This window comes from Stenotrophomonas sp. KH_036_B, from assembly GCF_057839485.1.
Map to the genome: position 1 here is coordinate 976374 of NZ_CM174491.1, position 22098 is coordinate 998471.

At 67.0% G+C, this 22098-nt stretch carries 18 protein-coding genes; 13 read left to right on the top strand and 5 right to left on the bottom strand.

The genetic code is table 11. The features are described 5' to 3' along the window. Nucleotides 1-270: 270 nt before the first annotated feature. Entirely contained in the window at nt 271-888 is a 618-nt protein-coding gene (gene yczE, locus AC3ITN_RS04390; protein ID WP_313348093.1) for a membrane protein YczE, read from the bottom strand. Between the two features lie 108 nt (nt 889-996). Beyond that, nucleotides 997-2019 carry a zinc-binding alcohol dehydrogenase family protein gene (locus tag AC3ITN_RS04395; RefSeq protein WP_489392169.1) on the bottom strand — a complete coding sequence of 341 codons (1023 nt, stop codon included), beginning with the start codon at nt 2017-2019 and terminating at the stop codon, nt 997-999. Nucleotides 2020-2391: 372 nt separating this feature from the next. Here AC3ITN_RS04395 and AC3ITN_RS04400 point away from each other — a divergent pair, with 372 nt between their 5' ends. The 4 genes from AC3ITN_RS04400 to AC3ITN_RS04415 all read left to right on the top strand — a co-directional run bounded on the left by AC3ITN_RS04400 (nt 2392) and on the right by AC3ITN_RS04415 (nt 5540). After that, a complete protein-coding gene (locus AC3ITN_RS04400; RefSeq protein WP_489392170.1) occupies nt 2392-3492 on the top strand; it encodes an OmpA family protein in 1101 nt (366 codons plus the stop codon). Nucleotides 3493-3743: 251 nt separating this feature from the next. Next, on the top strand, nt 3744-4256 hold the full coding sequence (locus AC3ITN_RS04405; RefSeq protein ID WP_313348090.1) for a hypothetical protein: 513 nt from the start codon (nt 3744-3746) through the stop codon (nt 4254-4256). A 20-nt stretch (nt 4257-4276) separates the two neighbouring features. Then, nucleotides 4277-5116: a pseudouridine synthase gene (locus AC3ITN_RS04410; protein ID WP_489392171.1), complete on the top strand. Its 840-nt coding sequence runs from the start codon at nt 4277-4279 to the stop codon at nt 5114-5116. Nucleotides 5117-5201: 85 nt separating this feature from the next. Continuing rightward, the gene (locus AC3ITN_RS04415; protein ID WP_313348088.1) at nt 5202-5540 is read left to right on the top strand and encodes a hypothetical protein; all 339 of its coding nucleotides are present in this window, start codon (nt 5202-5204) and stop codon (nt 5538-5540) included. A gap of 264 nt (nt 5541-5804) precedes the next feature. Here the strand turns inward: AC3ITN_RS04415 and kbl are convergent, their stop codons facing one another. Next, entirely contained in the window at nt 5805-7016 is a 1212-nt protein-coding gene (kbl, locus tag AC3ITN_RS04420; RefSeq protein ID WP_489392172.1) for a glycine C-acetyltransferase, read from the bottom strand. Between the two features lie 195 nt (nt 7017-7211). Here kbl and AC3ITN_RS04425 point away from each other — a divergent pair, with 195 nt between their 5' ends. Beyond that, the gene (locus AC3ITN_RS04425; RefSeq protein ID WP_489392173.1) at nt 7212-7913 is read left to right on the top strand and encodes a TorF family putative porin; all 702 of its coding nucleotides are present in this window, start codon (nt 7212-7214) and stop codon (nt 7911-7913) included. A gap of 220 nt (nt 7914-8133) precedes the next feature. Here AC3ITN_RS04425 and tdh read toward each other — a convergent pair whose 3' ends face one another. Then, nucleotides 8134-9156: an L-threonine 3-dehydrogenase gene (gene tdh / locus AC3ITN_RS04430; protein ID WP_313348133.1), complete on the bottom strand. Its 1023-nt coding sequence runs from the start codon at nt 9154-9156 to the stop codon at nt 8134-8136. 418 nt (nt 9157-9574) lie between these two features. Between tdh and AC3ITN_RS04435 the strand changes: the two genes are divergently transcribed. The 7 genes from AC3ITN_RS04435 (at nt 9575) to AC3ITN_RS04465 (ending at nt 18800) form a co-directional block, all read left to right on the top strand. After that, the gene (locus AC3ITN_RS04435; protein ID WP_489392174.1) at nt 9575-11743 is read left to right on the top strand and encodes a S46 family peptidase; all 2169 of its coding nucleotides are present in this window, start codon (nt 9575-9577) and stop codon (nt 11741-11743) included. Between the two features lie 708 nt (nt 11744-12451). Next, nucleotides 12452-13096: a histidine phosphatase family protein gene (locus tag AC3ITN_RS04440; protein WP_489392175.1), complete on the top strand. Its 645-nt coding sequence runs from the start codon at nt 12452-12454 to the stop codon at nt 13094-13096. Nucleotides 13097-13193: 97 nt separating this feature from the next. Continuing rightward, the gene (gene folC, locus AC3ITN_RS04445) at nt 13194-14468 is read left to right on the top strand and encodes a bifunctional tetrahydrofolate synthase/dihydrofolate synthase (protein ID WP_489392176.1); all 1275 of its coding nucleotides are present in this window, start codon (nt 13194-13196) and stop codon (nt 14466-14468) included. Nucleotides 14469-14569: 101 nt separating this feature from the next. After that, nucleotides 14570-15592 (top strand): SPOR domain-containing protein, encoded by a 1023-nt coding sequence (locus tag AC3ITN_RS04450; protein WP_489392177.1) that lies wholly within the window; start codon nt 14570-14572, stop codon nt 15590-15592. A gap of 52 nt (nt 15593-15644) precedes the next feature. Next, a complete protein-coding gene (locus AC3ITN_RS04455) occupies nt 15645-16442 on the top strand; it encodes a CvpA family protein (protein WP_489392178.1) in 798 nt (265 codons plus the stop codon). Nucleotides 16443-16471: 29 nt separating this feature from the next. After that, nucleotides 16472-17938 (top strand): amidophosphoribosyltransferase, encoded by a 1467-nt coding sequence (gene purF / locus AC3ITN_RS04460; protein WP_313348540.1) that lies wholly within the window; start codon nt 16472-16474, stop codon nt 17936-17938. A 73-nt stretch (nt 17939-18011) separates the two neighbouring features. After that, nucleotides 18012-18800, top strand: coding sequence for a ferritin-like domain-containing protein (locus AC3ITN_RS04465; RefSeq protein ID WP_489392870.1), 789 nt, complete (start codon nt 18012-18014; stop codon nt 18798-18800). A 214-nt stretch (nt 18801-19014) separates the two neighbouring features. On the opposite strand, the gene AC3ITN_RS04470 is transcribed toward AC3ITN_RS04465, so the two are convergent. Further along, complete coding sequence (locus tag AC3ITN_RS04470; RefSeq protein ID WP_489392179.1) at nt 19015-20502, bottom strand: T6SS phospholipase effector Tle1-like catalytic domain-containing protein; 1488 nt, start codon at nt 20500-20502, stop codon at nt 19015-19017. A gap of 216 nt (nt 20503-20718) precedes the next feature. Here AC3ITN_RS04470 and AC3ITN_RS04475 point away from each other — a divergent pair, with 216 nt between their 5' ends. Next, entirely contained in the window at nt 20719-21975 is a 1257-nt protein-coding gene (locus AC3ITN_RS04475; RefSeq protein ID WP_313348537.1) for a zinc-dependent metalloprotease, read from the top strand. Nucleotides 21976-22098 lie beyond the last annotated feature (123 nt).

The window sequence follows — 22098 nt, forward strand, 5'->3', positions numbered from 1 at the left end:
GTAGATACGCTTGCGTACGGTAAGCGTGAAGCGTGCCGCGAATCGCCCCCGCACGCAAGCGTGGTGCGGGGTAAACGTAGTGCCGGCCGCTGGCCGGCTCCACGTAATGCCGGATTCAGGGGAGCCGGCCAGCGGCCGGCACTACGGGCGCCACGTAATGCCGGATTCAGGGGAGCCGGCCAGCGGCCGGCACTACGGGCTCCACGTAATGCCGGATCCAGGGGAGCCGGCCAGCGGCCGGCACTACGGGCGCCACGTAATGCCGGGGATTCAGGGGAGCCGGCCAGCGGCCGGCACTACGGGTCGATGGATGCCAAACAGGGGCAGGGTGACGCCGCACAGCGGGCCGATCAGCAGGGCGAAGGCCAGGGTGCCCACGCCTACGTTGCCGCCCAGGCGCCAACCGATCACCAGCACCGTGCCTTCGATCAGGCTGCGCACCAGCCAGATCGGCCAGCCGGTGCGGGCATGCAGGCCGGTCATCAGTCCGTCGCGCGGGCCCGGCCCGAAGCGCGCCCCGATGTACAGGCCGGTAGCGAGGGCGACCAGCCCCAGCCCCAGCAGGAACATGGGGACCTGCCACAGCAGTCCATGCACTTCCGGCAGCAGCCACAGACCGAACTGCGCGCTGGGACCGATCATCAACACGTTCAATACCGTGCCCAGGCCCGGCTTCTGCCGGATCGGCCACCACAGCAGCAGGACCAGCGCGCCGATCACATTGGTGGCCACGCCGAACGACAGCGGCGTCTGCAGTGCGATGCCCTGTGACAGCACGTCCCACGGCGCCACGCCGATCGCCGCGCGGATCATCACCGCCGCGCCCATGCCGTACAGGAACAGGCCGATCAGCAGTTGCAGCAGGCGCAGGGGCAGGGACGTGGGCATGGCGTCTTCACCGGGGAGGAGCATGGAATGTAGGCGGTGCTGGCGCGTGCCGACAGATACAGATGGGCACCAATGCGCGCACACAGTAGCGTCCGGCGCCGCCTCGCATCACCAGCCCGACAGCACCAGCTTGCCGATCACGCCGCCGCCTTCCAGCAGGCGATGCGCCTCGCGCAGGTGCGCAGCATTGATCGTGCCCAGCGAGGTGTGTGCGGTGGAGCGCAACGCGCCGGCATCCACCAGGCTGGCCACGCGGCTGAGGATGCGGTGCTGCTCGATCATGTCGGGCGTGCGGAAACGCGCCCGCGCGAACATGAACTCCCAATGGATGCCGATGCACTTGGCCTTGTAAGGATCGCCGATACGCAGCGCGCCTCGCGGTTCCACGATCAGCCCAACGTGGCCCTGCGGTGCCAGTAGTTCGCCAAGCACGTCCCAGTAGCGATCGGTATCGGCCAGGTTGAGCGCCACGTCGACCTGCGCAAGACCCAGTGCGTGCAGCTGTTCGGGCAGGGGCTGGTGATGGTCAATGACGTGATCGGCTCCCATGCGGCGGCACCATTCGGCCGACGCATCGCGCGATGCGGTGGCGACCACGGTGAAGCCGGCATGCCGCGCCAGCTGGATCGCGATGGAACCCACGCCGCCCGCGCCGCCAATCACCAGCAGCGTCTGCCCTGCATGGCGGCGGCCATCGAAGTGCAGCGGCATGCGCTGGAACAGCAGCTCCCAGGCGGTCAGCACCGTGAGCGGCAGCGCGGCCGCTTCGGCGAAATCGAGTGTGGTTGGCTTGCGCCCGACCAGGCGTTCGTCCACCCAGTGCCACTCGGCGTTGCTGCCGGGGCGGGTCACATCCCCTGCGTAAAAGACCTCGTCGCCAGGGGCGAACGCGGTGACATCCGGACCCACCGCCTCGACCGTGCCGGAAGCGTCATAGCCGAGTACGCGCGCCGGAATTTCTTCGCCCTCACGCGCCGCGCGTTGCTTGGTGTCGACGGGATTGACGGAAACAGCCTGTATGCGCACCAGGAGGTCAGCGCCCTTGGGTACACCAGGATCTGGAAGTTCCAGATCCTGCAGCGAAGCGGGGTCGTCTATGGGCAGATAGCGGGTCAGGCCTACAGCTTTCATGGCAACTCCGTGGGGGGGGAATTCCTCCTCATCATACGGTTGCCATGAAACCTGTTTGTGCGCTGAATAAGAATGCGCGTCCGATCTGCATCAAATACTGTGGCGAGTCGTTGAAAACTCTGAGAAGGTGGCAAAACCCTTGTCATTGTTGGGTCTTGCGGAACTTCATCAACCTGTATAGGGTGCCTCCAGCTGGACCGGTGGAGGTCTGGTCGCCGTCTTCACATGTTACGTGACCGTTAACATCACCTTCACTCGCCTGAGCATAATGTTCGCGGCGGTGGCGTGCTGAATCGGCAGTCTGAAAACGACGCAGTAGTGCTGGCCCATGCCTCTACCGGTTTCATACCCCCGAAATAGGAGCTGTACTCAATGAACAAGAAGATCCTCACTGCCGCGCTGCTGGGCGGCCTGGCTTTCGCCCAGGCTGCATCGGCGCAGGATTTTGATGACCGCTGGTACCTGACCGGTTCGGCCGGCTTCAACTTCCAGGATAGCGACCGTCTGACCAACGACGCTCCGTTCGTTACCCTGGGCCTCGGTAAGTTCATCAGCCCCAACTGGTCGCTGGACGGCGAGCTGAACTACCAGAACCCGAACTTCGATGACAACCAGGATCTGAACTGGAGCCAGTACGGCGCCTCGATCGATCTGCGTCGCCACTTCATCTCCGAAGGCCGTGGTTGGAACCCGTACCTGCTGATGGGTCTGGGTTACCAGCAGTCGGAAGAAGAGTACTCGCGTCCGAATGATCGCCCGGGCGACCGCAAGGACGGCAACTTTGCCGCCAAGGTCGGCGTCGGTCTGCAGACCACCTTCGAAAAGCGCGTTGCTGTCCGCGCCGAAGTGGCCTACCGCGGTGACTTCGACGACCGCAGCTACAACCCGGCCCTGGCCGGCAATGATGAAAGCTGGTTCGGCGACGTGCTGGCCTCGGTTGGCGTCGTGATCCCGCTGGGTCCGCCGCCGGCCGCTGCTGTTCCGGCACCGGCTCCGGTTGCTCCGAGCTGCGCAGACCTGGATGACGACGGTGACGGCGTCAACAACTGCGACGACAAGTGCCCGGATTCGCAGCCGGGTCAGACCATCGGTCCGGACGGTTGCCCGGTTCCGGTCTCCATCGACCTGAAGGGCGTGAACTTCGACTTCGACAAGGCGACCCTGCGTCCGGACGCCGTGGCGATCCTGTCCGAAGCCTCGCAGATCCTGACCCGTTACCCGGATCTGAAGGTTGAAGTCGCTGGTCACACCGACTCGAAGGGCACCGACGAGTACAACCAGAAGCTGTCCGAGCGCCGCGCCACCGCGGTGTACGACTACCTGACCAAGAACGGCGTTGCCGCTTCGCGTCTGGTGGGTCCGATCGGCTACGGCGAGAGCCGTCCGATTGCGCCGAACACCAACCCGGATGGCTCGGACAACCCGGAAGGTCGTGCAAAGAACCGTCGTACCGAGCTGAACGTCCAGAACTGATCCTTCTGGTAGTACAGCCTCATGACAGGGCCCGGCATTGCCGGGCCCTGTTTTTTTTTGCCGCGCGGTAGAGCCGACGGGGTAAGAGCCGATGGGGTAGAGCCGACTGTTAGTCGGCTGCGTCGGCTGCCGATAAATACGAAAATCAACAATAATTCCAACAAGTTGCCGTATTCATTGAATGTTGGACCTTGAAAGCCGTTGTGGCGCTGTTAAACTCGGCGCGTCGACCCCTTTCCTGGATGCATCCCATGCTGCGTATTGCACTGGCCGCCGCACTTGGCCTGGCCCTGGTTCCCACCGCCTACGCAGCCGTGGATTGCTCGGCATCGGCCACCAGCGCTTCGCCGCTGCCGCTGCCGGCCACCGCGATCGCGCCGGTCGCCTCCGAGCTCTACATCCGCAACGTGCAGCTGGGCATGCCCGCCGGCGTGCTGACCTCCAATTTCGACCAGCAGCAGTCGCTGGACCGCGTGCTGCAGCGCCTGCGCATCGACGGCTGCCAGAACATCGCCAAGGCGATGCCGGGTGCCCCGGCGATCAAGCCGAACGATCCGGCCGCGTACAAGCCGCAGACCGAGTTCGACAACACGCCCTGGCGCTTCGACATGAGCCAGAACGGCAAGCGCATGACCGCTGATGAGTTCGACGCCTGGATGAAGTCGCGCGGCGTGCGCGTGGTCAAGCCGCGCGCGGCCGCCGCAGCCGCACCAGCACCGGCCGTCGAAGCACCGGCTGAAAGCAAGCCGGGCGGCAAGAAGTAAGACACTGCGCGCGGAGACCGATGAGCACACGTCGGCCCCCTGCCGCGCCACCGTCCCGACCACGCCGCGATCCGCGGCGTGCGTCCGCGCCGGCCAAGCCCGCCACGCGCGCGACTGACGCGCCACGTCACGGCCTGGCGCGGGTGCTGTCCAAGGCCGGGCTGTGCTCGCGCACCGAAGCCGCGCGCTGGATCGCCGACGGCCGGGTAACGGTCGACGGCCGCACCATCAACAACCCCGAATTCCCGATCATCGACGGCCGCCACGTGGTGCATGTCGATGGCCGCGCGCTGGACGCGCCGCGTCGCCTGCACATCGTGCTCAACAAGCCGCGCGGCCTGGTCACGACCGCGCAGGATGAGCGTGGCCGCGACACCGTCTACCGCTGCTTCGACGGCGCGGGGCTGCCGTGGCTGGCGCCGGTGGGCCGGCTGGACAAGGCCAGTGAAGGGCTGCTGCTCTTCAGCAACGACCCGCAGTGGGCCGCGCTGCTGACCGATCCGGCCACCGGGCCGGACAAGACCTACCACGTGCAGATCGATGCCATTCCCGATGCCGCGCAGCTGGCCGCGCTGTGCACGGGCGTGGACGATGCCGGCGAGTTCCTGCGCGCACGCGAGGCGCGGCTGCTGCGCAGCGGCGACAAGACCGCCTGGCTGGAAGTGGTGCTGGAGGAAGGGCGCAACCGCCATATCCGCCGGCTGCTGTCCGCTTTCGACATCAACGTGCTGCGCCTGGTGCGCGTGGGCATTGGTCGGCTGCCGCTGGGCACGCTGGCCAAGGGTGCCTGGCGCGAACTGGAGCCGCACGAACTGCACCTGCTTACTGCCACGGCCGAGCGTGCCGTGGCCGACGCGTGACCCCGTGGCCTGCCGCCAGGCAGGCCCACCACCGGGCAAGGGATGGCCTGCAACCGAGATTCCGTCCACTACCGGGAGTAATGCCATGCACGCCCACCCCCTCACCCGTTCCCTGCTGCGCGGCACCTGCCTGCTGTTGCCGGCCGCGCTGCTGAGCGCCTGCGGTGGCCACAAAGAAGTGGCCAAAGCCAGCCCGCCGGTGACCGACAAGATCGTGGAGCTGCAGCCGTCCGAGCGCGATGGCCGCGGCAGCTACCGCTTTCTGATGAGTGATGGCGACAAGCGGATGAGCGCCGATGAATTCGACGCGTGGATGAAGTCCAACGGCATCCGCGTGGCCAAGGGCAACCCCAATGCGGCGCCGAAGCCGGTGGTGGTCGCCAGCAAAGAGGACCCGAAGGACAAGAAGAAAAAGAAGAAATGACGCGCGTTGCGCGTCATTTCTGCGGTGCCGTTGTGGTGCCGCTGACTTGCCGCTGATTTGCGGCTGTTTTGCGCTGATTTGCCGCTGTGGTGCCGCTGTAGTGCCGCTGTAGTGCCGACTGTTAGTCGGCAACGCGCGAAGCGCAAAGGTTGGATTTCGCCGCGGCTGAGGGGGTTAGCCGACTAACAGTCGGCTCTACACAGTCGGCTCTACCCAGTCGGCTCTACCCAGTCGGCTCTACCCAGTCGGCTCTACCCAGTCGCCTCAGCCTTTGATCACGCCCAGTTCCAGCCCGATGCGGGTGAACGCGTCGATGGCGCGGTCCAGGTGGGCGCGGGTATGCGCCGCGCTGATCTGGGTGCGGATGCGGGCCTTGCCCTGCGGCACCACCGGGAAGAAGAAGCCGATCGCGTAGATGCCTTCTTCAAGCAGGCGCTCGGCGAACTTCTGCGCCAGCGGCGCGTCGTACAGCATCACCGGGCTGATCGGGTGCACGCCCGGCTTCACGTCGAAACCGGCGGCGGTCATCTTCGCCCGGAAGTACGCCGTGTTCTCGGCCAGCGTGCTGCGCAGGTCGTCGGCACCGGCGAGCATCTCGAACGCCTTGATGCCGGCGGCGACGACGTGCGGCGGCAGCGAGTTGGAGAACAGGTAGGGGCGCGAGCGCTGGCGCAGCAGCTCGACCACCTCGGCGCTGGCACAGGTGAAGCCGCCCAGGGCGCCGCCCATCGCCTTGCCCAGGGTGCCGGTGATGATGTCGATCCTGTCCAGCACGCCCTTGACCTCGGCCGAGCCCCGCCCGGTCGCGCCCAGGAAGCCGGTGGCATGGCATTCGTCGATGTGCACCAGCGCGTTGTACTTCTTCGCCAGCGCGGTGATCTCGTCCAGCGGCGCGATGAAGCCGTCCATCGAGAACACACCGTCGGTGGTGATCAGCTTGGTCCTGCAACCGGCCGCATCGGCGGCCTGCAGCTGGGCCTCCAGGTCGGCCATGTCGCAGTTGGCGTAACGGAAGCGCTTGGCCTTGCACAGGCGCACGCCGTCGATGATCGAGGCGTGGTTGAGGGCGTCGGAGATGATCGCGTCGTTCTCGCCCAGCAGCGGCTCGAACAGCCCGCCGTTGGCGTCGAAGCAGGCCGCATACAGGATGGTGTCCTGCTTGCCGAAGAACGCGGCAATCTGCTTCTCCAGCTGCTTGTGCAGGTCCTGGGTGCCGCAGATGAAGCGCACCGAGGCCATGCCGAAGCCGTGGGTATCCAGCGCATCCTTGGCGGCCTGGATCAGGTCCGGGTGGTCGGCCAGGCCCAGGTAGTTGTTGGCGCAGAAGTTCAGGACCGTGCGGCCATCGTCCAGGGTGATCTCGGCCGACTGCGGGCTGGTGATCACGCGCTCGGACTTGAACAGGCCCTGGGCGCGGATCGCCTCCAGTTCCTCAACGTAGTGCTGGGTGAGCGGGGCGGAGGTGGCGTCGGTCATGGCAGGCGGTCATCGGCACGGGAAAACCGGGATTTTACCTGCCGGGACCGGCCACCGGGCGGCCCCTGCAACCGGCGGGCAAGCCGGGGGCAGGGAAACGGTTGCGCATGACATTGTTGCATCGCAATATCAATCAGGTTAAAAAACTGTAAACCGCGCCGCACCCGCCCATCCCACGTCCCGGAGAGACCCCGCATGAACCACGCCACGCGCTGTACCGCCGCCGTAGTGCTCTGCGCCGCCTTGCTTGCCCCGTTCGCCGCCAGTGCCCAGGACGAGGCCGAATCTCCGTTCAGCTGGAACGTCACCGGCGTGTCCGATTACGTCTTCCGCGGCGTGTCGCAGACCGACGAAGACCCGACCCTGCAGGCCGGCTTCACCTACACCTCGCCCGTGGGTCTTTACGCCGGCGTGTGGGGTTCGGGCGTGGACTTCGGCGACGGCGGTCCGGATGCCGAGGTCGACTACTTCGTCGGCTATGGCGTCGACATCACCGACAGCGTCAACTTCGATGTGATGCTCAACCACTACAGCTACCCCGGTTCGAGCGAACTGGCCTACACCGAGCTGATCACCAAGACCAGCTTCGCCGAGCACTACAACGTGACCGTGGCCTACACCAACGATGTCTGGAACACCGACACCGACGGCTGGTACTTCGCGGCCGGCACCGAGTGGGCGCTGCCGAAGGAGTTCAACCTGACCGCCAACGTAGGCCGCAGCACGTTCGAGGACGGCATCGCGCAGGACTACACCGACTGGAACATCGGCGTGAACCGCACCTGGGGCCTGTTCACCCTGGGCCTGGGCTACTACGGCACCGATGGCAACGGGCGTGACAACTCCGGCAAGCTGGCCGACAACCGCGTGGTGTTCACCGTGGCGGTAGGGCAGTAACCCAACAAACGGCGCTGTCGTAGTGCCGGCCGCTGGCCGGCTCTGCAGCTTCTGACATCGTGGGAAGCCGGCCAGCGGCCGGCACTACAGAAAAAGGCACCCGTCGGGTGCCTTTTTCGTACCGGCCAGCGGCCGGTTCCCCGCGGCGCCGGCAATGTGCAGAGCCGGCCAGCGGCCGGCACTACGGAAAAAGGCACCCGTCGGGTGCCTTTTTCTTGCCTCAATTCCAGCTCAACACCACCTTGCCGGCCTTGCCCTGTTCCATCAGGTCGAAGCCCTTCTGGAAATCATCGATCGGCAGCTGGTGGGTGAGCACCTTGCCCAGCGGGAAGCCGGACAGCACCAGCTGGGTCATCTTGTACCAGGTCTCGTACATCTTGCGGCCGTAGATGCCCTGCACGGTGAGGCCCTTGAAGATGATCTTGTCCCAGTCGCAGCCGGCGCCCTTGGGCATGATGCCGAGCATGGCGATCTTGCCGCCGTGGTACATGCAGTCGAGCATGTCGTTGAACGCGCGCGGATTGCCGCTCATTTCCAGGCCCACGTCGAAGCCCTCCATGTGCAGGTCCTTCATCACGTCCTTGAGCGAGGTGTTGGACACGTTCACCACGCGCGTGGCGCCCATGTCGGCGGCCAGCTTCAGGCGGAAGTCGTTGACGTCGGTCACCACCACGTTGCGCGCACCGATGTGCTTGCAGATGCCGGCTGCGATGATCCCGATCGGACCGGCGCCGGTGATCAGCACGTCTTCGCCGATGACGTTGAATTCCAGCGCGCAGTGCGCGGCATTGCCGTAGGGGTCGAAGAACGCGGCCAGTTCCGAGGGAATCTGGTCGGGGATCGGCCACAGGTTGCTGGCCGGCATCACCATGTATTCGGCGAAGGCGCCGTTGACGTTGACGCCGATGCCCACGGTGTTCGGGCACAGATGCGGACGGCCGCCGCGGCAGTTGCGGCAGTGGCCGCACACGATGTGGCCCTCGGCCGAGACGCGCTGGCCGATCTCGTAGCCGGTCACGCCCGGGCCGATCTCGGCGATGCGGCCGACGAACTCATGGCCGATGGTCAGGCCAGGCTTGATCGTGCGCTGGCTCCATTCGTCCCACAGGTAGATGTGCAGGTCGGTACCGCAGATGGCGGTCTTCTCCAGCTTGATCAGGACCTCGTTCGGGCCCGGCACCGGCACCGGCACGTCTTCGAGCCAGATGCCCTTGGCGGCTTCACGCTTGACCAGGGCCTTCATTGTTTGCTGCGCCATCGGGGTGGAACTCGTCTGGGGGGAAAGGGCGAATTATAGGGCCGGCGAGGCCCGGAGCATGTTGCGGTGCGGGTGGGAATGACGGGCAGGGCGGGGCGTAGGGGCACGCCATGCGTGTCTGCTCTTCGTTCAGGGACCATCAACGCCTGACGGGTGGCTGCGGTGGGTGTAAACGCGGGAAGTTGGCCGCAAACGACAACCGGCGGGCTCCGGACGCTTGCGCCGCGCGGCGCGCGGCGGACACGCGCGGCGTGTCGCTAGGAATGGTTACGTGCGCAACGGGGGTCGAGGTGTGTTTCATCAAGGGCCCATTGGGAGCCGGCCCTTTTTGCCATGACTTTTGGCCGACAGGGCGGGTGGGGGAGCCGGATACAATCGGCGGTTCTCTATTCCGGGGCCGCCCATGCGCTCGAACCTGCTCGCTTTCTCCGTCGTCGCCAGCCTTGGGCTGGTCCAGGCCGCCCATGCCGCTGAAGGCATGTGGGTGCCGCAACAGCTGCCGGAAATCGCCGGGCCGCTCAAGCAGGCGGGCCTGAAGCTGTCCCCGGAACAGATCTCGAACCTGACCGGCGATCCGATGGGCGCGGTGGTGGCGCTGGGCGGGTGCACCGCCAGCTTCGTGTCGCCGCAGGGCCTGGTGGTCACCAACCATCATTGTGCCTACGGTGCGATCCAGCTGAATTCGACGGCCGAGAAGAACCTGATCAAGGACGGCTTCAATGCGCCGACCCTGAAGGACGAGCTGAGCGCCGGCCCCAATGCCCGCGTGTTCGTGCTGGACCAGATCACCGACGTCACCGACCAGGCCAAAGCCGCCATCGCCGCCGCCGGCAAGGACCCGCTGGCCCGCACCCGCGCGCTGGACGCCTTCGACAAGGCCCAGACCGCCGCCTGTGAAGCCGACGCCGGCTTCCGCTGCCGCCTGTACAGCTTCTCCGGCGGCAATACCTACCGCCTGTTCCGCAATATGGAAATCAAGGACGTGCGCCTGGTCTACGCCCCCCCGGGCAGCGTGGGCAAGTTCGGCGGCGACGTCGACAACTGGATGTGGCCGCGCCACACCGGTGACTTCTCGTTCTACCGTGCCTACGTGGGCAAGGACGGCAAGCCGGCCGCGTTCTCGGCCGAGAACGTGCCTTACCAGCCCAAGCACTTCCTGACGTTCGCCGACCAGCCGCTGGGCGCCGACGACTTCGTGATGGTGGCCGGCTACCCGGGCCGTACCAACCGCTATGCGCTCGCCGGCGAGTTCAACGAAACCGCCGACTGGACCTACCCGACCATCGCCCGCCACTACAACGCGGTGCTGGCGCTGATCGACAAGGCCGGCAAGGCCGATGCGGACGTCAAGGTGAAGTACGCCGCCACCGCCGCCAGCATGAACAACGTGGCCAAGAACTACGCCGGCCAGCTGGAAGGCTTCAAGCGCATCGACGCCGCCGGTCAGAAGCAGGCCGAGGAAGCCGCCGTGCTGGCCTGGCTGAAGCAGCAGGGCGCCGCCGGCAAACCGGCATTGGCCGCGCATGCGCAGCTGATCAAACACCTGGACACCAGCAAGGCGACGCGCGAGCGCGACCTGTTCGTGAGCCAGTTCAACGCCACCTCGGCCGTGGGGGCGGCGCTGTCGCTGTACCGCCTGTCCATCGAGCGCGCCAAGCCCGATGCCGAACGCGAGGCCGGCTATCAGGAACGCGACCTGCCCACCATTGAAGGCAGCCTGCGCCAGATGGACCGCCGCTACGTGGCAGGCATGGACCGGCAACTGCAGCAGTACTGGTTGAACCAGTACGTGGCGCTGCCGCCGGCGCAGCGCTCCAACGAGGTGCTGAACCAGTGGCTGGCAGGCAGCGATGCCGGCGCCGTGGACGGCCTGGTCGCCAAGCTGTCCGGCACCCGGCTCGGCAGCCTTGACGAACGCCTGACCTGGTTCAAGGCCGACCGCGCCGCCTTCGAGGCCAGCACCGATCCGGTCATCCAGTACGCCGTGGCAATGATGCCGGCGCTGCTGAAGCAGGAAGAGCAGAAGAAGACCCGCGAAGGCGAATCGCTGCTGGCCCGTCCTGCGTACCTGCAGGCGCTGGCCGATTACAAGAAGAGCAAGGGCGAGTTCGTCTATCCGGACGCCAACCTGTCGCTGCGCATCACCTTCGGCAACGTGATGGGCTATGCGCCCAAGGATGGCGTGGCGTACACCCCGTTCACCACGCTGGAAGGCATCGTGGCCAAGGAAACCGGCGCCGATCCGTTCGATTCGCCCAAGGCCCTGCTCGATGCGGTCAAGGCCAAGCGTTACGGTGGTCTGGAAGACAAGCGGGTAGGTTCGGTGCCGGTCAACTTCCTGTCCAACCTGGACATCACCGGCGGCAACTCCGGTTCGCCGGTGCTGGACGCGCACGGCAAGCTGGTCGGTCTGGCCTTCGATGGCAATTGGGAATCGGTCAGCTCCAACTGGGTGTTCGACCCGGTGATGACCCGCATGATCGCGGTGGACAGCCGCTACATGCAGTGGATCATGCAGGAAGTGGCGCCGGCTCCGCAGCTGCTCAAGGAACTGAACCTCACGGGTAAGTAACGCAAGGGACGGCGTAGCCGTTCCTGACGTCGCTCGTCGACGGCCCGAAGGGTGCCCACCCACGGTGGGCATACCGTTGGTTGTTACACCGGTTAAAGCAACCCCGCGGCTTCGCCGCGGGGTTTTTTGTCTGGCTGTTCTTTCATCTGCTGGGAGGGCGCGCGCTGCAGTAGACGCGGCTGCCGGTGGGTCGAGCGCAGTGCCGCCATACCCTTGCCGGCGAATGTTTCTCAACCGCGGCTGCCGGTGGATCGAGCGCCGGGCCGCCTTACCCTTTCCGGCGAATGTCCCCCGGCGTCGGCCTGCGGCCGCCCCCTCCTCCTTTACTTCGCCTACAAGGGCAAGGCGACCCGGCACTCGACCCACCGGCGTTGCACCCTGACTTCCGCTTTTCCATCGCGCGCCGCAAGCCGAGCCCCGTCGCGGCCGGCAGGTCCCTGGCAAAGTAAAGGAGGAGGGGGCGGCGCAGGCCGACACCGGGGGACATTTGCATAGGGGCCTGCCGGCCGCGGCGGGGCCCTGAACGCTCGCGGCAGACCCGATCGAAGACGGTACGCCAAAGCGTCCAAGTCCCTCGGAATGAGACGCTCCACTCAGATGGGAGAAGAACCGTTTGTTTGGCAAGGTATGATGGCCGTTCCCCCCGATCATTCACATCATGTGAACGATTGCGACTGTCTTCCTCTTCCCCAAGGACCTCTAGTTCGCATGCGCATCCTGCTTGCCCGTCACGGCGAAACCCCGTGGAATGCCGAAGGCCGTTACCAGGGCCAGATCGATATCCCGTTGTCCCCGATCGGCGTTGCCCAGGCCCAGGCCTTGGGCGAGCGCCTGAAGTCGGTGGATATCACCCGTGCCGTGGCCTCGCCGCTGGTACGCGCTCAATACACCGCGCAGCTGGCGCTTGGCGCCGAGCGCGCTCCCATGCTGCTGACCGAACCGGAACTGCAGGAAATCGCCCACGGCGAGTGGGAAGGCCTGCTGGCCAGCGAGATCAACGAAAAAGACCCGTCCCGCCTGCAGGCCTGGCGCGAGGAACCCGATACCGTGCTGATGCCCGGCGGTGAATCGCTGCGCCTGGTGCTGGACCGCAGCTGGCGTGGCCTGGCCCGCGCCACCGAAGGTCTGGGTGAACACGACACGCTGCTCGTGGTCGCCCATGACGCGGTCAACCGGGTGATCCTGTGCCGCATCCTGGGCCTGCCGCTGTCGCGTCTGTGGACCTTCCGCCAGGCGCCGACCACGCTCAACCTGCTGGAAGGCGCCGACCTGGACAGCCTGGAAGTGGTGCGCCTGAATGATTGTGCCCATCACACGCCGTTCTTTGGTGAGGCCAAGCATCGGGCGTTGTAGGTTGGGTGCAGCCGACTAACAGTCGGCTCTACCAGTCGGCTCTACCAGTCGGCTTCCATCTCGTTTCATTGTTCCGCCATCAGCACGATTTATTGTCATGACGAATACCCGCCCGCACGCACTGGCCGACTGGCTTACCTACATCGAGCAGCAGCATCCCGCCACCATCGACATGGGGCTGGACCGCGTGCGTGCGGTCGCCACGGCACTGGGCCTGGGGCAACCCGCGCCGCACACCCTCGTGGTGGGCGGCACCAACGGCAAGGGTTCCACGGTTGCCTTCATCGAGTCGATCGCACGTGCGGCCGGCTGGAAAGTCGGCGCGTATACCTCGCCACACCTGCTGCGCTACAACGAGCGCGTGCGCATCGACGGTGAGGACGCCTCGGACGATGCCCTCATCGCCGCGTTCAACGCCATCGAAGACGCGCGCGGCAGCACCACGCTCACCTATTTCGAGTACGGCACGCTGGCCGCGCTGCACCTGTTCGCGCACGCCGGGTTGGACCTGGCCGTACTCGAAGTCGGGCTGGGCGGGCGCCTGGACGCGGTCAACATCGTCGATGCCGACGTGGCGGTGATCACCACCGTGGACATCGACCACAGCGACTGGCTGGGCGACGACCGCGAAGCAATCGGCGCGGAGAAAGCCGGCATCATCCGCGGCTGGAAGCCGGTGATCCTGGGCGAGACCGATCCGCCGTCCAGCGTGCTGGCACGTGCGTATCTCCTCGGTGCAAACGCCATCCGCGGCGGCAGTGATTTCTTCGCCGATACCGTCGACGCGGAGCGCTGGCGCTGGCGCGACGTGGGGTTCAGCATCGAACTGCCGATGCCGGCCCTGCGCGGCCCCATCCAGCTGCGCAATGCCGCCTCGGCGATTGCCGCGCTGCGCGCGCTGGATGCGCCGTTGCCGCGTGCCGCCATCGTCGACGGTGTGGCCCAGGCGCGCATCCGTGGCCGCCTGCAGGCGTTCGATCGTGATGGCGTGGAAGTGCTGGTCGATGTGGGCCACAACCCGCAGGCGGCGCGTGAACTGGCGGCGGCGTTGAAGGCCGCACCGGTGCCCGGACGTACCCTGGCCGTTTTCGCCGCCCTGCAGGACAAGGATGCCGTTGGCGTGGTCGACGCCCTAGCCGAACGCGTCGATGCCTGGCATCTGGCCGGGCTGGACGGTGCGCGCGCACAGAGCGCGGCGGCATTGCAGTCGCGCCTGGCCGGGACTGCCGCGGCCGACGCCGTCACGCACGTGGACGTCGAAACCGCGCTGCAGCAGGCGCTGGCCGCCGCGCACGGCGGCGACCGTGTACTGGTGTTCGGCTCCTTCCACACCGCCGCGCAGGCGTTGCAGTGGCTGGATCACGCCCGCTGATGCGGCTCATGCACTGCATCGTTCAGCCGCCTTCGACGCGGTACACGCGCACGCCCGTATAATCGCCGTGGCATTCCGCCGCGCCGCCCTGCCTGCCTTCCGTGGATACTCCTCTGAAACAGCGACTGATTGGTGCCATCGTCCTGGTGGCGTTGGCCGTGATTTTCCTGCCCATGCTGGTCAAGGGTCCTGCCCCCGACAGCGGCGTGGCCAATGTGCCGATCACCGCACCTGACGCACCGGCCGACGGCCAGTTCCAGACCCGTGAGCTGCCGCTGGTTGCGCCCACCGGCGGCGCCACCGGCCTGCAGAGCGGTGTATCCAGCACCCAGCCGCTGCAGGATGCGGCCGCGCCCACCGAACCGGCCGCTGCCGATGCCTCACCCGCCGTGGCGGCCGGCAATTACGCCGTGAGCTTTGGCGCGTACGCCAGCCAGGCCGACGCCAATGCGGTGATTGCCTTCCTGAAAAAGGCCCAGCTGCCCGGCTTCAGCGAGTCGGCCACGATCAATGGCCGCCAGGCCTGGCGCGTGCGCGTGGGGCCGTATGCCGACCGCGCCCAGGCCGAAGCCGCCCGCCTCGAAGCGGTGAAGGTGCGCAACGACGTCAAGGCCGAAGTGGTGACCCTGGACGCGCGTGCCGACAGCGCCGTGGCCGCCGCGCCCACGCCGGCCTCCGCCAGCACCCCGACGCCGGCCGCCTCCAGCGCCAGCGCCGCATCGGCTGCCGCTCCGGTGAAGACCGAAGCACTGCCGCCTGAACCCGTGGCAGCCGCCAAGCCGGCGCCGAAGCCGGACGCACCGAAGCCCGAACCGAAGCCCGAACCCAAGCCGGCCCCGGCCACCGCCGCCAAGCCGGTCGACGTGCCGGCCGCGCCGGCCGCCAGCAGTGTCGGTTTCGCCGTCCAGCTCGGCGCGTTCGGCCAGGCCGCCGAGGCCAACGCGCTGCGCGACAAGGTCCGCGCGGCCGGGTTCAGCGCATTCGTGGAGCAGGTACGCACCGACAAGGGCACGCTCAACCGCGTGCGCGTCGGCCCGGTCGCCAATCGAGCCGAGGCGGAGAACCTCAAGGCCCAGGTTGCGTCCAAGGTCGGCGTGGCCGGCATGGTCCGGCCGCATCCCTGATGCGGTCCCTGCGCCCGCACCGCGTGGCCGGACGGTCCCCTGAGGGGCGCGCATGATCGATTTCATGCTGCTTGCGGTCATCGGCATCTCGACCCTGCTCGGGGTGATGCGCGGTTTTGTCAGTATCGTCATCAGCACCTTTTCCTGGCTGCTGGGGGGCTGGGCCGCGCTGATGTTCGGGCGCAGCGCCGCCGGCTGGTGGTCGGCGCCGGCCGCGCCCGGGACCGGGCATTTCTTCGCCGGGTACCTCACCGTGTTCCTGCTGGTGATGGTGTCGGTGTGGGCGGTGGGCCTGGTGATCCGCCAGGCGGTGCGTTCCACCAGCATGAACAGCGCCGACCGGGTACTGGGCGGCGGCCTGGGCCTGGCCCGCGGTGGCCTGATCGGCTGCGCCCTGTTGCTGCTGGCGTCCTACACCCCGGTGACCCGTGAGGCGACCTGGCGCGACTCGCACCTGCGCGCCCTGCTGGACCCCGGCGTGGGCTGGATGCAGGCCAAGATGCCGCGCATGCCCGACCTGCCGCAGATGCCGGACCTGAAGCAGATGCCCAGCCTGCAGGGCATGCCGGCGGCGCTGCCCGAGGTGAACATGGCGCAACTGCCGGGCACGGAGTTGGGCAAGCCGGGCCGGACAGGCGATAATGGCGTTCTTGGCCAGTTGCTGGGTGGACGCGGATGGCCGCGACCGCTGGATGAGACCCCGCAGCAGGCGGTGGACCCCGCCGACGTGTGGGCGCAAGGCACCGGACAACGCTCCCCCCAGAACATCGACCCGGCGCTCGTGCGCCCGGACGACACCGCTCCGGCACGGAACGGTTCCCCCGGCCAGGCACGGCCACCTTCACAGTAAACGGGCCCAGCCCAGCGGAGATTCGCACCATGTGTGGCATCGTCGGAATCGTCGGCAACCAGAACGTCGCCGGGCAGTTGTATGACGGCCTGACCGTCCTCCAGCATCGCGGCCAGGACGCGGCAGGCATCGCCACCGCCGACGGCACGCGCCTGCGCGTGCAGAAGGCCAACGGGCTGGTCCGCGATGTGTTCGATGCCAAGCGGATGTCCACGCTGGAAGGCCGCGTCGGCATCGCGCACGTGCGCTACCCGACCGCCGGTTCGGAAGGCATGGACGAGGCGCAGCCGTTCTACGTGAACTCCCCGTACGGCATCGCGCTGGCCCACAACGGCAACCTCATCAATACCGAAGCGCTGCGCCAGCAGGTGTTCGAACAGGACCGCCGCAACGTCAACACCGATTCAGACAGCGAAGTGCTGTTGAACGTGTTCGCCTTCGAACTCGATGCGCAGCGCCAGCTGACCCCGGAAGCGGCGATCCGTGCCGTGGCCGCTGTGCACCGCCGCGTCAAGGGCGGCTATGCGGTGATCAGCGTGGTGCTGGGCCTGGGCCTGGTCGCCTTCCGCGATCCGCACGGCATCCGTCCGCTGGTGCTGGGCAAGCGTGCCCACGCCGAAGGCGACGAGTACATCGTGGCCTCCGAATCGGCTGCACTGGACGTGCTGGGCTTCCAGCGCGTGCGCGACGTGCGCCCGGGCGAGGCGCTGGTCATCACGGCGCGCGGCGAGCTGTTCTCCGACGTGTGCGCCGAGCCGGTCGAGCACAGCCCGTGCATCTTCGAGTACGTGTATTTCGCGCGCCCCGATTCGATGATCGACAACGTGTCGGTACACAAGGCGCGCATGCGCATGGGCATCAAGCTGGGCGAGAAGATACTGCGCCTGCGCCCCGACCACGACATCGACACCATCATCCCGATCCCGGATACCTCGCGCGATGCCGCGCTGGAAATCTCCAATGTGCTCGGGGTGAAGTACCGCGAAGGCTTCATCAAGAACCGCTACATCGGCCGTACCTTCATCATGCCGGGGCAGGGTGAGCGGGTGAAGTCGGTGCGCCGCAAGCTCAATCCGATCCACCTGGAGTTCCGCAACCGCGTGGTGCTGCTGGTCGACGATTCGATCGTGCGCGGCACCACCAGCCAGCAGATCGTGCAGATGGCGCGCGACGCCGGTGCGCGCAAGGTGTACCTGGCCAGCGCCGCGCCACCGGTCCGCTACCCGAACATCTACGGTATCGACATGCCGGCCGCCGAAGAGCTGGTCGCGCATAACCGCAGCGTGGAAGAGATCGAGGCGCACCTGGGCTGCGACTGGTTGATCTACCAGGACATCGAAGACATGGAAGCGGCGGTGCGCGAGGGCAACCCGGAGCTGAAGTCGTTCGATTCGTCGTGCTTCAACGGTGTGTACCCGACGGGCATCGAGCCGGGCTACTTCGAGCGCATCCAGCAGTTGCGTTCGGACGACGCCAAGCACAAGCGTCGCGCCTGAGGCACGGCGGGTGAGCGCGCAGCTGCCGCTGGACGATGCGGCCGGTGACCTGTTGCGCGCCGCGCAGCAGTGCATGGCCGAAGCCGATCCGCTGCGCAAGGCGGCGCTCACCCAGCAGTACGCGGCGCAGTTCCGCGCGGGGCAGTTGAAGGTGCGGGCGGATGCACCGCCGCCGGAGCCGATCCGCATGCCGGGCCGGCCACCGCAGCTGCAGCTGGTGCACCCGCGCGATGTGCCCCGTCGTGCATTGGGCAATGCAGAAGGGCGCGCCGCGTTCATCCACGCCATCGCGCATATCGAACTCAACGCCATCGACCTGGCCTGGGATGCGGTGTACCGCTTCCGCGGGCTGCCGGGGTCGTTCCATGCCGATTGGGTCAGCGTGGCCGACGACGAGTCGCGGCACTTCCAGCTGCTGCACGCGCGGCTGCAGGCGCATGGCCATGCCTACGGCGATTTCGCGGCGCACAACGGGCTGTGGGAGATGTGCGAGAAGACGGCGCACGACGGGTTGTCGCGCATGGCGCTGGTGCCACGCGTGCTCGAGGCGCGCGGGCTGGATGTAACGCCGGGCATGATCAACAAGCTGCGGTCGGCCAACGACCATGCCACTGCTGACGTGCTGGAGATCATCCTGCGCGAGGAGGTGGCGCATGTGGCGGCGGGCACGCGCTGGTACCGGTGGTATTGCGAACGCGCCGGGGTGGAACCGCGTGCATGCTTCATGGCGCTGCTGAAGGAATACGCCAACGGCTTCCTGTATGGCCCGTTCAACCTGGAGGCGCGCCTGCTGGCCGGCTTCGAGCAGGAAGAGCTGGCGGAACTGATCGAGCAGGCGGGTCGTACTGCATCAGGCCGATGACTCGTAGAGCCACGCCCTGCGTGGCTGCGCTTCGCTCCGGCGCCATGAACGCCTGACACACGGCTTCGGATGGTCAAAACGCCGGACGGAAGATCGACGCGGGAATGGTTCGGTTTCGGACGCTTGTGCCGCGCGCTGCGCGGTTGCCACGCATGGCGTGGCACTACGCGTTTTTACGTGCTTGCGGCGGGTTCATGACGGAAACCGCGACGCATTACGCGTTGCGCAACACCACGCGTTTGCCGTCTTCCGTAGGCCGGTTGATGTAAAACAACCCCGGGCCCGGCCGATACGGCAATTCGCGTGTGGCTTCGTCGGCCGCGTACAACAACGCGGTATCGCCCAGCGCGTCGAAATTCCAATGTGCTGATTGCATGAGGTAGCGCCGGCGCAGCAGTAATTCCTGCGATGCATCGAGAGCCTGGCCCGACACCAGGCGCGCGGCGATCGATTGCAGGTCCGGCGGCAATGCCATCGCCGGATCATCGTCCGGCGCCCGCGCCCACACCACACCCTCGGCCGCCGCACGCTGGTGCAGGATCCGCAGCGCCACCAGCTGGTAGCGCCAGTCGATGTCGCGCTTCAGCACCACGGCGGCATGCGCGTACAGCACCCACTGCGGCAGCACGCTGTCACTGCCGGCAATGCGCACCTGCTGCCAGCGGTGCCATACATCGACCCAGACATTGTCCTCGCCCAGCCCAAGCGCGGCCTGCCACCGCCGGCACTCGGCCTGCGCGCGGGCGTACACCTGGGTGGCACGCAGCAGCGCCAACGGCGGTGCCGTGGTGTCGGGCACTGCGTGCGCACGGAGGCGCTGGCCGATGGGACGTGTCAGCAGCTTCGGGCCCTCGATGCGCTGGTCGTAGCCGCCACCGATGTTGGCGTGCACGCCGGGCAGGGCGATCTCGTCGTGCGTGGGTGCCACCGTGGTCAGCGGAAAGTAGTGGCGGTGTTCATCACGGGCGACCAGCTGCAGCACCTTGTCGGCGCAGCCGGCGGCCAGTGCCACCTGGGGCAGTTCGTCGTGTTGCCGCGGACTGATCGCCACCACGGTGTCCAACAACCCGACCATGCGTACCGGTCGCGTGCCCAGCGCAGCGCCGAGCTGCCAGCCGGTGCGGCGCAGCTGCTCCTGCAGCCAGGCGCGGCCATCGGCGCGGTTGAGCCGGTTGACCGCATCGCGCGCCGATGCCGCGCCGCGCGAGTAGCCGAACAGATCCAGCCGCACCTGCGCCAGCACCCGCTGCGGAAACTGCCGCGACAGTGCGCGCAGCGCGTCGGGCAGGCGCTCGTCCAGCGCCCGACGTACCTTGGCTTTCACGCCGGTGCGGCCGATGCCGAAGGCCAGGCCCATCAGGTCGTCGTCCTCGCCGGTGCGGGTACCGGCACCTTCGATGTAGATCGCCAGCGAGAGCGGCCCGGACGGGTCAGGCACCTGCTGCCGGTGGTCGGGGTAGAGCGCATGCAGGCGCGCAATGTTGGTGAGGCCGTTGCTGTAACTGCTGGTCAGGCGGCTCTGGTAGGGCGAGGCGTCGTCGGCCAGCACCGCCGGCGCCGGTGGGCGGGGTGCCGGGGTGGTACTGCCGGGTGGGTGCGAGGCGTGCATCAGATTGTCGGCGTTGTTGCGCGTGCCGTCGAAAAACAGGCCGATCTGCAGCGTCACCGGCGCTGTGGTGGTCGGAGTGAGCTGCCCTGCCATGGCCTCGGGTCCCCTGTCGATGCGCCTTCAAGGTAGCGCGAAACCGACCCCGGCGCGACGTAGCTGAACGGCTGCGGTTGCGGGTCACAGTTCCGACATTTGATCGGGAGCGTCTATTGAATTCACGCGATCAATTGGCGCCAGATGGTGCTGCCTGGTGAGAGGGGCAGTAGGGCGAACACGTTCACTTCCGTTGTTCACTCAAAGAGAGGCGACATGATGTCCAGTTCGATGAGCAAGACCGCAGGTGCGATCACGTTGTTCCTGGCCGCCGTGGGTACGGCCGCCGCCGCGCCCCTGTTCGAACCGGTAACGGTCCTGAGCCGCGCCAGTGCGGCCAGCCAGCCGGCCGCGCAGGCCGTGCTGTCGGCACCGTCCACGGCCGCCGTGCAGGAAGTCCGCGTTGACGCCGCCGCCGTAGTGGCTGGCCAGCGGCAACTGGAGTTCGAACTGCTCGGCACGCCGGTACAGGCGCTGCAGCAGCGCGTGGAAAGCCTGCCTGATGGCGGCAGCATCTGGTACGGCAGCCTGCAGAACGCGGGGTCCAAGTTGACTCGCCAGACCGGCGCGCAGGATCCGGGCAATTCGGTGATCCTGGTCCAGTCCGGCGGCACGGTCACCGGGTCGATCCGCAAGGACGGCACGCTGTATCGGCTGCGCCCGCTCAGCGACGGCCGCCACGTGCTGGTGCAGGTGGACGAGTCGCGCATGCCGGCCGAACACCCGGCGGACTACAACGCGCTGCCGAAGATCGAGATGCCGGTCAGCGACCGCGCCGGCATCGCCGCCGCCTCGTCGGGATCGCCGGCCACCATCCGTGTGCTGGTGGTAGCCACCAATGCGGCGGTCAGCGCCTATGGCGGCAACATGCAGTCGCTGGTACAGCTGGCCGTGGCGGAATCCAACCAGGGCTACACCAACAGCAACGTCGGCATCACCCTGCAGCTGGCCGGTTACCAGGCGGTCGCGTATACCGAATCGGGCAATTTCACCACCGACCTGACCCGCTTCCGCTCGACCAGCGACGGCTACATGGACGCCATCCACACCACCCGCAACAGCACCGCGGCCGACGTGGCCGTGCTGCTGATCAACAACGCAAGCTACTGCGGCCTGGCGTCCGGCATCGGGTCCACTGCATCGACGGCGTTTGCGGCGGTGTACTGGGACTGCGCCACCGGCTACTACTCGTTCGCACACGAGATCGGTCATCTGCAGAGCGCGCGGCATGACATCTCCACCGACTCCAGCACCTCGCCGTACGCGTATGGCCATGGCTACCGCTACCAGCCGGCGACCGGCTCGCGCTGGCGCACGATCATGGCCTATGACTGCACCGCCGGCTGCCCGCGCCTGAACTTCTGGTCCAACCCCAACATCAGCTACAACGGGGTACCGATGGGCATCGCGGCCAGTGCCGACAACCAGCGCGTGCTGGTCAACACCAAGGCAGCGATTGCCGCGTTCCGCTGACGGTTTCCGGGGCACACGACCAATGGTATGCCCGCCGTAAGGCGGGTACCCTTCGGGCCGTCGGCAAGCGACGCAAGGAAGGGCTTCGCTCTTCCTTGCGTGTGCTACCGGTAGGGACGCGCA

Bases quoted from the DNA above. Each gene is read 5' to 3' on its own strand.
- AC3ITN_RS04400 (WP_489392170.1), top strand. From the start codon at position 2,392: ATGAACAAGAAGATCCTCACTGCCGCGCTGCTGGGCGGCCTGGCTTTC.
- AC3ITN_RS04475 (WP_313348537.1), top strand. From the start codon at position 20,719: ATGATGTCCAGTTCGATGAGCAAGACCGCAGGTGCGATCACGTTGTTC.
- AC3ITN_RS04440 (WP_489392175.1), top strand. From the start codon at position 12,452: ATGCGCATCCTGCTTGCCCGTCACGGCGAAACCCCGTGGAATGCCGAA.
- AC3ITN_RS04455 (WP_489392178.1), top strand. From the start codon at position 15,645: ATGATCGATTTCATGCTGCTTGCGGTCATCGGCATCTCGACCCTGCTC.
- AC3ITN_RS04465 (WP_489392870.1), top strand. From the start codon at position 18,012: ATGGCCGAAGCCGATCCGCTGCGCAAGGCGGCGCTCACCCAGCAGTAC.
- AC3ITN_RS04395 (WP_489392169.1), bottom strand. From the start codon at position 2,019: ATGAAAGCTGTAGGCCTGACCCGCTATCTGCCCATAGACGACCCCGCT.
- folC (WP_489392176.1), top strand. From the start codon at position 13,194: ATGACGAATACCCGCCCGCACGCACTGGCCGACTGGCTTACCTACATC.
- AC3ITN_RS04405 (WP_313348090.1), top strand. From the start codon at position 3,744: ATGCTGCGTATTGCACTGGCCGCCGCACTTGGCCTGGCCCTGGTTCCC.
- AC3ITN_RS04425 (WP_489392173.1), top strand. From the start codon at position 7,212: ATGAACCACGCCACGCGCTGTACCGCCGCCGTAGTGCTCTGCGCCGCC.
- purF (WP_313348540.1), top strand. From the start codon at position 16,472: ATGTGTGGCATCGTCGGAATCGTCGGCAACCAGAACGTCGCCGGGCAG.
- kbl (WP_489392172.1), bottom strand. From the start codon at position 7,016: ATGACCGACGCCACCTCCGCCCCGCTCACCCAGCACTACGTTGAGGAA.
- yczE (WP_313348093.1), bottom strand. From the start codon at position 888: ATGCCCACGTCCCTGCCCCTGCGCCTGCTGCAACTGCTGATCGGCCTG.
- AC3ITN_RS04435 (WP_489392174.1), top strand. From the start codon at position 9,575: ATGCGCTCGAACCTGCTCGCTTTCTCCGTCGTCGCCAGCCTTGGGCTG.
- tdh (WP_313348133.1), bottom strand. From the start codon at position 9,156: ATGAAGGCCCTGGTCAAGCGTGAAGCCGCCAAGGGCATCTGGCTCGAA.
- AC3ITN_RS04410 (WP_489392171.1), top strand. From the start codon at position 4,277: ATGAGCACACGTCGGCCCCCTGCCGCGCCACCGTCCCGACCACGCCGC.
- AC3ITN_RS04415 (WP_313348088.1), top strand. From the start codon at position 5,202: ATGCACGCCCACCCCCTCACCCGTTCCCTGCTGCGCGGCACCTGCCTG.
- AC3ITN_RS04470 (WP_489392179.1), bottom strand. From the start codon at position 20,502: ATGGCAGGGCAGCTCACTCCGACCACCACAGCGCCGGTGACGCTGCAG.